The organism is Sulfurimonas sp., assembly GCF_019429335.1.
Lineage (GTDB): Bacteria > Campylobacterota > Campylobacteria > Campylobacterales > Sulfurimonadaceae > Sulfurimonas.
Window position 1 is genome coordinate 21,879 of record NZ_JAHYJB010000017.1, and the last position, 11,107, is coordinate 32,985.

General features: G+C 40.3%; 12 protein-coding genes. 2 read left to right on the forward strand and 10 right to left on the reverse strand.

What is annotated here, in order from left to right:
- Positions 1 to 13 precede the first annotated feature (13 nt).
- Positions 14 to 1,477, forward strand: a complete 1,464-nt coding sequence (locus K0A91_RS07130; protein ID WP_295009416.1) for an ATP-binding protein — start codon at positions 14 to 16, stop codon at positions 1,475 to 1,477.
- The gene (locus tag K0A91_RS07135; protein ID WP_295009418.1) at positions 1,467 to 2,156 is read left to right on the forward strand and encodes a response regulator; all 690 of its coding nucleotides are present in this window, start codon (positions 1,467 to 1,469) and stop codon (positions 2,154 to 2,156) included. The genes K0A91_RS07130 and K0A91_RS07135 overlap by 11 nt, the downstream gene beginning before the upstream one ends.
- Before the next feature lie 3 nt (positions 2,157 to 2,159).
- Here K0A91_RS07135 and K0A91_RS07140 read toward each other — a convergent pair whose 3' ends face one another.
- The 10 genes from K0A91_RS07140 to K0A91_RS07185 form a co-directional block, all read right to left on the reverse strand.
- Entirely contained in the window at positions 2,160 to 2,861 is a 702-nt protein-coding gene (locus tag K0A91_RS07140; RefSeq protein ID WP_295009420.1) for a tetratricopeptide repeat protein, read from the reverse strand.
- 81 nt (positions 2,862 to 2,942) lie between these two features.
- Positions 2,943 to 4,271 carry a magnesium transporter gene (mgtE, locus tag K0A91_RS07145; RefSeq protein WP_295009423.1) on the reverse strand — a complete coding sequence of 443 codons (1,329 nt, stop codon included), beginning with the start codon at positions 4,269 to 4,271 and terminating at the stop codon, positions 2,943 to 2,945.
- A gap of 41 nt (positions 4,272 to 4,312) precedes the next feature.
- The gene (locus K0A91_RS07150) at positions 4,313 to 4,837 is read right to left on the reverse strand and encodes a YceI family protein (protein ID WP_295009425.1); all 525 of its coding nucleotides are present in this window, start codon (positions 4,835 to 4,837) and stop codon (positions 4,313 to 4,315) included.
- Between the two features lie 49 nt (positions 4,838 to 4,886).
- Complete coding sequence (locus K0A91_RS07155; protein WP_295009427.1) at positions 4,887 to 5,795, reverse strand: hypothetical protein; 909 nt, start codon at positions 5,793 to 5,795, stop codon at positions 4,887 to 4,889.
- Positions 5,792 to 7,333, reverse strand: coding sequence for a hypothetical protein (locus tag K0A91_RS07160; RefSeq protein ID WP_295009429.1), 1,542 nt, complete (start codon positions 7,331 to 7,333; stop codon positions 5,792 to 5,794). The genes K0A91_RS07155 and K0A91_RS07160 overlap by 4 nt, the downstream gene beginning before the upstream one ends.
- Positions 7,317 to 7,940 (reverse strand): ABC transporter ATP-binding protein, encoded by a 624-nt coding sequence (locus tag K0A91_RS07165; RefSeq protein ID WP_295009432.1) that lies wholly within the window; start codon positions 7,938 to 7,940, stop codon positions 7,317 to 7,319. Before K0A91_RS07165 ends, K0A91_RS07160 begins: the two co-directional genes overlap by 17 nt.
- Complete coding sequence (locus K0A91_RS07170; protein WP_295009434.1) at positions 7,937 to 9,010, reverse strand: FtsX-like permease family protein; 1,074 nt, start codon at positions 9,008 to 9,010, stop codon at positions 7,937 to 7,939. Before K0A91_RS07170 ends, K0A91_RS07165 begins: the two co-directional genes overlap by 4 nt.
- Positions 9,007 to 9,477, reverse strand: a complete 471-nt coding sequence (locus K0A91_RS07175) for a hypothetical protein (RefSeq protein ID WP_295009436.1) — start codon at positions 9,475 to 9,477, stop codon at positions 9,007 to 9,009. Before K0A91_RS07175 ends, K0A91_RS07170 begins: the two co-directional genes overlap by 4 nt.
- Positions 9,478 to 9,520: 43 nt before the next feature.
- Positions 9,521 to 10,267, reverse strand: a complete 747-nt coding sequence (locus tag K0A91_RS07180; protein ID WP_295009438.1) for a metallophosphoesterase — start codon at positions 10,265 to 10,267, stop codon at positions 9,521 to 9,523.
- 12 nt (positions 10,268 to 10,279) lie between these two features.
- On the reverse strand, positions 10,280 to 10,933 hold the full coding sequence (locus K0A91_RS07185; RefSeq protein WP_295009440.1) for a DUF3313 family protein: 654 nt from the start codon (positions 10,931 to 10,933) through the stop codon (positions 10,280 to 10,282).
- Positions 10,934 to 11,107 lie beyond the last annotated feature (174 nt).

Here is an 11,107-nt window from a genome sequence, read left to right on the forward strand (position 1 = left end):
CTATTGGGTTGGCATGCATCTAAAAAACGACCCGTTTCAGTGCCACCCATACCTCATCAAAAACGGCGATGAGTCTATTCTTATAGACCCAGGCTCGATGATTGAGTTTAGCGAGACGGTTAGAAAAGTAAAAAGCGTTATGGATATCGGCTCCATAAAATATATAATACTCCACCATCAAGACCCAGATCTGGCTGCGGCAGTTCCAGAGATAGAAAAGCTTATTAACAGAGATGACCTGCAAATTGTAACGCACTCAAGAATGTCTCTTTTGATAAAACACTATCTTGTAACATCAAGCTACTACGAGATAGACAAACAAGACAACCATCTTGTTACATCAAACGGATTTAGACTAGAGTTTTTAACAACCCCCTACTGTCACTCTCCGGGAGCTTTCGTAAGCTATGACCCAAACTCGAAGATTCTTTTTTCCGGCGATATTTTCGGAGGGATTGACGACTCTTGGGATTTTTACGCAGACGAGAGCTACTTTGACAAAGCAAAACAGTTTCATCAGGAGTATATGCCGAGCAAAGATATCTTCAACTACGCACTCGGCAAAATTGAGAAGCTTGATATAGATCTCATAGCTCCTCAGCACGGCTCCATGATAGAGAAGAGATACATTGGCAAGTTAATCAAAGATATGAAGAGCCTTGACTGCGGATTGTATATAGAAGAGAAATACAACCGTGAGCTTATGGACACGATAGATGAGCTGCAAAAAAAAGAGCATGCCCTAAAAGAGCGCAACCTGCTTCTCTTTGAACAGTCAAAAAGAGCAGAGATAGGAGAGATGATTGGAAATATTGCACATCAGTGGCGTCAGCCTCTGGCAATTATTAATACCTCTCTGGCGATTTTAAAAGAGAAAAACCAAGTTGATATGCTCACAAAAGATGAGATTGCCGACAAACTCGAGAAGATGGAGAGACGCATAACTTACTTGTCAGAGACGATAGAAGATTTTATGAACTACTACAGTCCAGACAAAGAAAAATCATGGTTTAGCGTTCATACAGCAGTAGAAAAGGCGTTAGACATCGTCAACTTAGAACAAAATAACAGGGGCGTAAAAATAAATCTGCTGCTTAACAGCGAATATAAGATTTACGGTCTGATAAACGAATTCGTGCAGGTGCTTGTTTCAATCCTCTCTAACGCAAGTGATATTATAGTCACTAAAAAGCTCTCTAACGCAAATATTACTATTACGCTATCCAGAAACACGGAGTTTACAGCCCTTTGCATCGCTGACAACTGTGGCGGGATAGGCGATGAGAATTTAAGCAAGATATTTGACCCATATTTTACCACTAAGCATAAATCTATAGGTACGGGGCTTGGTCTGCATATTGCCAAAATGATTATAGAAGAGAATATGGGCGGCTCTTTAAGAGCAAAAAATATATATGACGACAACAACAAAAAGATTGGTGCCGAATTTATCATAAGGATACAAAATGAAAATTGAAAAAATCAGAGACATATCCATTTTATTGGCCGAAGACGAGATAGAGCTGCGCGAGATGCTGTGTGAATATCTAAATCTCTTTTTTAACAGGGTTTACTCTGCTTCCACAGGGAGTGAGGCGTACGATATCTATAAGCAGAAGAGGCCAAATATTATATTGACAGATATAAGTATGCCAAATCTTGACGGTCTTGATATGATTGCCAAAATAAGAAAGTGTGACAAAGATACGAAAATCATAATTATGAGCGCGCACTCTGAACAGGAGAAGCTGCTTCACGCAATCAAACTTCGTCTTGAAACTTACCTGATAAAGCCGATAAAAACAGAACTACTAAAGAGCGTTTTGCTTGATGCGGTAGAGCTTATAAGAAAGACAACAAACCGCACCTATGTAAGCGATACAACCTATTGGGAGAATGAGATGAATACTCTGTGGGAAAACGGCAGAGAGATTAAGCTAAGAAAGATGGAGCGCGTGCTCTTAAAACTACTCTTCTCCAAGCCAAACCAATGCTTTGGCGCAAAAGATATTTTTGAGCATCTGCATGACAGCAAAGAGCAGAAGGAGTTCTCTATTCACGCCATCACCTCTCTTATGAAGCGCTTGCGGGCGAAGCTGCCAAACGGTATTGTCCACAATGTCTACGGCTCAGGATATAAAATAGTTCCGATTTAATTGTCAATAGTTCGCAAGCTCATACTCTGCATATAGCACCTGAGCCTCTCTGTTTCCCATGTCGATTGCTTTCTGAGCCCATTTTCTTGCTTTTTTAAACTCCTCTAGCTGACAATATATCTCCGCTAAAAAATAGTAGACACTGCTATCACCCTCTGCTGCACTCTTCTCAAACCACTTTGACGCCTCTTCAAACTTTAAAAGCTGCATATATACGCGACCGATATTTTGCTCAGCTATCTTATGCCCGCCAATAGCCGCACTCTCAAGCAGCTCGGCAGCTTTTGTCACATTTAAATCTACTCCATCGCCATTATAGTACATCAAAGATAGATTGTACTGTGCATTTGGATTGTTATGCTGGGCTGATTTATTTAAAAACTCAAAAGCTTTTTGCATATCCTTTTGTACATTATATCCGCCTAGATAGATCATTCCAAGGTCGTACTGTGCCGTAGCATTATCTCCATCGGCCGACTTCTGAAGCCAATAGATTGCTTTTTCTGAGTCCTGCTCAACTCCAAGCCCATTTGAGTATAGATAGCTAAGAGCGCTCTGCGCCTTAGTGTCGCCATCAAGCGCGCTCCTCTCGTATAGTTTAAAAGCACTCTTGTAATCTTTGTTTTTAAAAGCTTTTAACGCCTCATCACTGCTCGCCTCCAAACCAAAAACTGCCAGAAAACAAATCATTAAATACTTAAACATCTCTATCCTTGAAAAATTTATATCTTATTATACATTAGAGCTATTGAGAAAAATTGATATAAATTAAGAGTTATCAAATTTTTAGAGCAGCATATATTTCGCAAGGGCTAAAAAGCTAAAAAATCCCACGACGTCTGTTACGGTTGTAAGTATAACGCTGCTGCCTATCGCCGGATCTACATCCATCTTCTTTAAAAAGAGCGGTATTGACGCACCAAATAGCCCCGCCATAAAAAGATTTATAATCATGCTCAGCGCAATTACTGCGCCGAGCATTTTCATATCAAACCATATGGCGGCCACGATGCCCATTATTACAGCAAATATAATACCGTTCATAAGCGAGATAAGCACCTCTTTTTTTATAATCCTCATGGCATCGCCCTGAGAGATATCTCCAAGAGCAAGCTGTCTTACTACGACGGTCAAACTCTGAGTTCCTGCATTTCCGCCCATCGAAGCAACAATCGGCATCAAAACCGCTAGCGCTATAATACTCTGCATCGTGTCTGCAAAAAGCCCGATGACCAAAGAGGCAAATATTGCCGTAAAGAGATTTATCCCAAGCCAGGAAGCTCTTTTTTTACCGGTTTTATAAATCTCGTCATACTCCTCGGCATCATCATCAAGACCGGCAAGATGATACATCTGCTCGGTTGCATGCTCATTGATAATATCGTAGATATCATCCGAGGTTATACGCCCCAACAAAATTCCGTACGCATTTACTATCGGCATTACGGATAGGTCATACTCCTCAAAGTAGTGCACAACATCCCTGATATTCTCTCTGTCTTGCGCCTTTCTTGGCTCAAAACTATCTTCACTCTGCTCTATATTCTCTATCAGCGTCTTATTGAAATCAAAGATAAGCAAATCATCCAAGCCGATTGCATAAAGAAGCTTTTTATCGCTGCTTGTTATAAAAAGATTCTGTATATTTTCAATGGTCTTTGCTTTTCTAAGATCCGCAAATCTTCCTATTACGTCGTGAACTATTTCATTCTTCTCTGCAGTAAAAAGCTCGAGCTGCATATATGCGCCAGCCTCATTGTCATTATAGGTCTGAAGCTTTATAATCTCTTTTTTATCATCATCGTCAAGAGTGTCGAAGACTTGCGAAGCTATACTCTCGTCAATCTCTTCAAGACCATGCAAGAAGTCTACCTGATCATCGGACTCCAGCTCTGCCACTGCATGACTCAGCTCATCTATGCTCAGATTTTCTACGACATCGTCAAAATATCTATCCGGAAGCGCTAGAGCAACGTCACCGATTAGATCTTTTGGTACAAGTTTTAGAGCCGCCGCAAACTCATTATCATCGAGCTGTTTTAATATTTTTGCAATATCGGATGGGTGAACCTCGCTTAAATCATGAGCGCTTAAATACTCTTCTAACTTATTCATATATGCCTTTTTTTTCGCCTCAATTCTCTACATGTAGAAAATTAGAAAGCCGCTTTTACTAAAAGATCTACTTGGTCGCGAACACACATAAACATCATGCACGGCATCTTTACGCCAAAATCGCTCATCAGTATCATAGTTTTAGCCTCTATAGCAAGATTTCCGTCTATGTTCGTTATCTTTGCCTCTGCGCTAAGTGCCCTCTCTTGTCCTAAAAAATTTAAAGTGCCGTCTATCGTGTAGTTGTCTTCGCCTTCAATTTTCGTAACAGAGCTGATTGTGTATGCAGCAGATTTAAACTTGTCAACTTGAATCTCTTTGTACATGCTCTCATCTCTGTCGCTCTTGTCACTTTTAAAGAGAGTCATCTCAACCCAAAATTTGCCCTTTATTGTCGTTATCTCATTGTTCTCTATGCTTATGTCGGCTTGAAGAGAGTTGTTTACAGGGTCAATCGTGCTATCCATCAGCATCTCGGTATGAGCCGCAACAGAACCGCTCTTTAACTCTAAATCGATAGCAATGAGCGGGAAAGCCAAGAGCAATCCCACTAATATCTTTTTCATTATAAATCCTTCTTGTGTAAATTGAGTGTTATTTTAACACACATATCGCTTAATGGAGAATTCCAAAGAGTGCGATACTAAGACCAAGACCGGATGCTATCCAGCCGACAAAAATCATCATAAACGCAAGCTTTTTTACACTCATCTCTTTGCTTAGCGTAGTAAAAACAACAACGTTGTAGTATGAGATGGTAAAAGGGTAAACAACTGCAAGGAGCAGCGGCTCTTCAAAATACGATAGAGCGTAACTGAGCGCAAAAATAAATGCTATAAAAATATGCTTTTTTGTTTTTGACATGTTGATAAAATATGCACCGATTAGTCCTAAGAGGTGAAATGCGATGATTGTAAAAGTGTATTCTGACCAGATATCTATGCCTTGGTGTCTTGAGAGAGTTTCAAAAAGATTTGAGTCTAAAAATATCCACAACATCAGAGGCAGATATTGAAGATATGGGTGTGAAACCTCTTTAGCCTCAGTCTCAACCACGTAGTTTCTGAGAACAAACGCGCTAAGAAGCGCAATTGCGCTAAAGCCCACAGCCATATATACTCTGCCACCGGCATCATAGGTGAAAAAATATGTGCCGATTGTATATGCTATCGCGAGAGCTAAAAGGAGCTCTTTTTGCTGCTTAGCCTTAAAAAGATAGATGCCAAGCGGAGCCATAACGCCGACCGAGAGACCAAGCAAAATAAATGTAAAAATGTTGTAGTGCGGATACATAAGTGACAACAAAAGCTGCAAAATAAGAGCAACAATTATCTTATGCATAGGATTGCTCACCCGTCCCCATGAAAAACCGCCCAAAATGGTCCCCGCCACTCCGCCGACAAACATCGGGAAGAGCGTTATTATGTCGGAGTTGTAGTGCTCGGCAACACCGGTTTGAACTATCAAAAGATAGTAGCAAAGCTCAAATCCTAGAAGTAAAACAAGCGCTAAAGAGTTAATCATAGACGGCTTCTAAAAATAAGATATATAAGAGCGTAGGAGATATCATAAAAACCCACAAGAAGCCCCAGCGCGTCTATCGTCCCAAGGTAAAAGAGAGATAAAAAAAGTGTTCCGGTAATAAGGCGCGCAATTGAAGTAAAATATGCCAAAAGATGCCCATCTTTGGTTATGCCGACAAGATGCAAAATTCCGACAAAACCCATAAAACCAAATACCAGATAGTAGTAAGGCGAGAAATGCAACCCTAAAAACTCAAACAGCATCGGAGCTGACAAAAGCAGTATCAAAGCGCCCAAACCATCGGAGGCAAAACCGTTTAGATGGTATAGCCCAAGCAGAGAGGGTTTTGAAATCTTCATCTTTTTTACAATAAAATAGATAATTCCAATAACCGCTAAAATACCGCCCAAGAGGCGAATCTGCCACATGGATATTACATCAATCGCAAAAACTCCAGCTTCATCAAAACCTGCCAGCGTGAGAGAGACAAAAATAACCCCGATAACAAGGAGCCAAAAGTGCATAAACCTCTCGGGCAGTTTGTAGAAATACTTCAACACGCTAAGAGACATAAAAAATATTCCAAGCCCAATGGCGACATGAGCATGTGCTACTACCAAATCGTTTCTATGAAACGGCCAGCGGATTTCTGGGATAAATAGTATATTTCCCTGAATCATTACAAATAAAAAAGCCCAGATAGAGACGACCAGATATGGCGTAGATTTCAGAGTAAGCTTTGCATCACTGCACCACTTTATAAGCAGCGGAGCGTAGGCAAAAGTCAGCCACTGATAGACCCACTCCTCACCGTACGAAAGCTCCCCTCTAAATATACGCGTTGCAACAGAGATGGCGTATCCCACAAGCGGAAGAACCCAAAAGATGTGCCATTTAGCAACAAAGTTCTCTTTTGCATGCAGTTTTATCATAAGGTAAAAAAGAGGGATAAGCGTAAAACTCATGCCGAGAGTATTGTCACCGTGAGGTCCTATAAGTGTTTTTTCAACCTGCCCGTAAGTGGGATTCATTAAAACAATAAGCGCCAAAGGTGCCACAAAAAGAAGAGCTTTGGAAACTTTTACCCAAAGAGGCGTAACCTTATACTGCTTTATGATTTTAAAGATTGCAACTATATAAAAAATGCCCGAGGCCGCAAGGATAAAATTTAGTTCATACGCAAAGTCATAAAAGGGCAGACCGCGTTGAACTCCCAATGAGATAGAGAGAACCGACATAAATAAAAAGAGATGCCAGAGCAAAAAGTAGTTCTTTAGCGGCTCTACCGCGTCACTTAAATCCAGCTTCTCTTTTGCAAATAGCGCAAATGGAAGCAAAGAGAGAGCGAGCATAATCGGTCCGTAAAGCATCAGTGTAATATGAAGCGAGCGCGTAGTTGGAGCATTTAAAAGAGTGCTGTCCAAATAGGAAAATCCGAGCATCTGCGCTGCATATATGACACCTGCTACAATGGAACCTAAAAATATAAAAGCCCAAACAGGTATAATCTGCTCTACTAATTTATAAAATTTGTCCATCTTTTAGCCTGATAATTTGAGTTGCATAATTTTCTATTTGCATGTCATGAGATGCAACAACAACAGTCGTACCTCTTTTAACCGCCTCAGCCAAAAGGGAGTAGACGATTTGAGAGTTTTTTGAGTCAAGACTACCAGTGGGCTCATCCGCAAATATGATTTTTGGCTCGTTTACAAGAGCGCGGGCGAGTGCCACACGCTGCCTCTGCCCACCGGATATCTCGTTTGGATATCGAGAGGAGAGCTCTAAAATACCTAGTTCTTCAAGTATCTTCTCTATATTTTGTTTCTTATCTTCGAGTGCGGCAAGAGCTATGTTTTCATAGATGTTTAGATAGTTTATAAGATAGTGAAACTGAAAAACAAATCCTATCTTGCTTTGACGAAAATAGTCTATATTTTTTATTTTCTCGACTGACTCGCCGTCTATCAGAAGCTCGCCGTTTGATGGTTTTAGCAGGGTTGAGAGGATAGAGAGAAGGGTTGATTTTCCGCTTCCGCTCTCTCCGCTTAAAAATAGAAATTCTCCGCTCTTAATCTCAAACGAGAGGTCAAAAAGAACCTGTTCTGCGCCGTAAAAATGAGAAATATTTGCTGCTTTTATCATGCAGATCCTTGATTTATAAGAAGTATCGGGTCTGTCTTAGAGGCAATCCATGCAGGTATCAGCGAGCCAAAAAGAGCCATGAAAAGTGTTGAAGCAAAAACATAAAGAGCAGTTGAGAGCGAAAGAGTGCCGTTTACATAACCATGGAGCATCTCAATGTGCGGCAGCATCGCCAAAATACCAAGACTAAGAAGAAACGCGAAAAGATAAGCCGAGACACTCATAATAAGCGTTTCAAAAAATAGATTTTTAATGATAAAAAGACGGCTCTTGCCGAGTGCTCGCATAATCCCGAACTCCTCTTTGCGAGAGTTTACAATCATGCTCATAACAGAGGCAATTCCCATAAGACCCATAGCAAAAGCAAGTGTTGAGACAACAAGAGATGAGTTCTCGATGATTTTAAACTGGTTATACTCTTTGACAAAATTCTGAGTAGTCTTTACCTCTATCTCATCATCAAGAAGGGCAATCTTTTTTACGATATCATCCGTAGAGTTTGGCGAATCAGAAGTGACCAGAATAAAAGATGCGGAGCGATTAAAAAGCTTGCCCGCGTCCTCTATGTTCATAACAGCACCGCCATCTTCAAAACCTATTTCGCTGCTAAATACGCCTGAGATTCCAAAGCTCTTACTCCCTATATTTACACTCACCGTTGCAAACTGCTTAGCTAAATTTGCACCCAAAATCACCTCACCCTCTTTTGGATATTTGCCTTTAATGAGCTTGTAGTGCGACATGTGGTTTTGTGTTGTGCCGTAAATTCCGGCTATCGGAATATGCCCTATCGGAGAAGCGCCGACAATCATAGCGTAGCTTGAAGCGACATCTTGCAGAGCATCTATCTTTTGCATAAGAGCAATATCTACGTTTGAGAAGAATGTATCCGAGATCCCTTTTTGCGTTATGATAATATCGCCATCCGTCTTTATCATCTTTGAGTACATCCCGATTACGCCCTGAGATACGGAGCTTATAAGAAAAATCGCCATTACTGCAATGGTAATGGATGAGAATATCAAAAGAGTCTTAAAAGGGTTTTTGCCAAGTGCTTTAAGCGAAATCACTTCTCAATCGCCGCTTTTAATTCTTGCTGAGTAGAGATAAAAGATATCTCTTTTATTTTTGAATCCTCTACGCGAAGCAGAGTGATTTTCTGCTCTTTGCTTGGAACTATGTTTTGAAACTTATCTCCATAATGCAGATATATAAGATGTTTATACTTTTGAAGTTTTGGCAGGGCAAACATGTTCGTAATAACCGATGGCATCTTGTTTATGTCCGCTATAAAAACAGAGTTGTTTTTTGGCAGATAAAAAGGGTTTTGCGTATCGAGGTAGTCGTTTACCAAAGCTCCCGTGTCTTTTTCAAAAGATACTATTACCAGCTTTGTCTTTTTTGGTATCTTCATCTCTCGTCCCGTCGGTGTTTCATATTTAAAACTATCCAACATGTTAAGAGAAGAGTCTACCTTAATAGGAGCTGCACCTAAAATCGCGACACTAAGAGTTAAAGCGGTGAAAAATCTGTTCATTTTTTTCCTTGAATTATTGAAATCAAATTGTACTACCAATATGTTAATTGATGATAAAAACCGGTATTTCGGATGTAACCCTGTATCTTATCTTAACACCCCAATATCCAAGCCCTCTACAGACATACAAAAGTGTATTTTTATACCTGTAAAGTCCGGATATATATGGCTGAAAATATTTTACTACGATATTAAAAGGGTAAATCTGTCCGCCGTGTGTATGCCCGCTAAGCTGCAAATCTACGCGAAAACCATCAACATGTACTATATCTTTTGGCTGATGCGTAAGCAGTATGGTTGAGAGATTTGGATTTAAGTTGCTAAAAAGCTCTTTTATAGGCCTCTTTATCCCTCTCACAAAACTGTATCTGTCACTTAGCCCAACAAGCTGCAAAACAGAACCCCTCACTGCAATCTCTGCTATCTTGTTGTCAAGACAATGAACTCCGACACTCTCCATAACCGACTCTAAACCTTTTGGACCATAAACAATATCATGATTGCCGGTCACATAGTAAGATGGCGCTTCAAGCTCACTAAAACATTCCAGCTGCTCTTTTACATGCAGTGCCGAAGTTTGAAGTATATCTCCGCTAAATAAGACGATATCGGGATGGAGCGCGTTTATTTTTTTGACAAGATTTTCAAGGTAAGTTACATCAACACTCTTAGTAAGATGCAAGTCAGAGAGTTGAATAATGCGAAGTCCGTTTAAAGAGCTGCAAAAGCTCTCGCTCTCTATTGCTATCTCATCAAACGGAAAATAGTTCCAGCCTACCTGAAGAGACACTATTTGCCCAGCCTATCTGGCAAAATGGTTTTTTACCTGCTCTATCCATCTGTCAAGAGCGGGTTTAATGTTTTCAAACTCCAAAGATTCTCCATTTAAGAGGATTTTTTCATCTTTGATTATCTCCATGCTCTCAAACATCGTCTCTGGCGTTACTGAGTCAAGAATGCGCTGCTCACCCAAAATCCTGACATTCTCATCGATGTAGGAGTTGTAGGAATTTACCGTTACATCCATAGCGATTGGTGAAAACTGATTCCACTTCTCATCCTCAAAGTGCACCTCCACCGCTGATATCGCCGACTCCAAAACAACTGTATCGGCACCCTTTGCATCAACTAATATGTAGCCGCTTTTTGCAATCTCTTTTTTGTATCCATCCATTACATACTCTGCTATCTCGTTGTAAAGCTTCTTTTGCGACGCGCTCTGTTGTGCCTCCGGAACCGCTGAGATTACCAAAACAGGAGAGATAAAAACAGCTTTATATTTTGACATGTCAAAATCTTTTGAAACTCTTTGTGCAGCGTAGCTGTTAGAACGCTCAAAGCTCCCATACTCTTTAAAAAATCCGCTGTTTTTTGCATCCATGCTCTTGCTTGCACACCCGCTCATTAAAAGTGCAAAAACGCTCAAGCTTACGGCAAATATTGTTGAAATTTTCAAAATCAATCCTTTATCACGGCAAGCCGTTTCTCTTATTTTTTTATAATAGAGCCACTTGCAAATTCAATCAAGCAACCAAGCCAACACCTTCTAACCTCAATTTTCTAACTTTTTAAAAAACTGATTTTAGCCATTGCCTGTAATTTTACAGTTTTTTGGCTGATTTACTTTAAT

Excerpts from the sequence above, each read along its gene's own strand:
- K0A91_RS07130 (WP_295009416.1), top strand. The coding sequence starts at position 14 with ATGCATCTAAAAAACGACCCGTTTCAGTGCCACCCATACCTCATCAAA.
- K0A91_RS07140 (WP_295009420.1), bottom strand. The coding sequence starts at position 2,861 with ATGTTTAAGTATTTAATGATTTGTTTTCTGGCAGTTTTTGGTTTGGAG.
- K0A91_RS07135 (WP_295009418.1), top strand. The coding sequence starts at position 1,467 with ATGAAAATTGAAAAAATCAGAGACATATCCATTTTATTGGCCGAAGAC.
- K0A91_RS07160 (WP_295009429.1), bottom strand. The coding sequence starts at position 7,333 with ATGGACAAATTTTATAAATTAGTAGAGCAGATTATACCTGTTTGGGCT.
- K0A91_RS07150 (WP_295009425.1), bottom strand. The coding sequence starts at position 4,837 with ATGAAAAAGATATTAGTGGGATTGCTCTTGGCTTTCCCGCTCATTGCT.
- K0A91_RS07175 (WP_295009436.1), bottom strand. The coding sequence starts at position 9,477 with ATGAACAGATTTTTCACCGCTTTAACTCTTAGTGTCGCGATTTTAGGT.
- mgtE (WP_295009423.1), bottom strand. The coding sequence starts at position 4,271 with ATGAATAAGTTAGAAGAGTATTTAAGCGCTCATGATTTAAGCGAGGTT.
- K0A91_RS07165 (WP_295009432.1), bottom strand. The coding sequence starts at position 7,940 with ATGATAAAAGCAGCAAATATTTCTCATTTTTACGGCGCAGAACAGGTT.
- K0A91_RS07155 (WP_295009427.1), bottom strand. The coding sequence starts at position 5,795 with ATGATTAACTCTTTAGCGCTTGTTTTACTTCTAGGATTTGAGCTTTGC.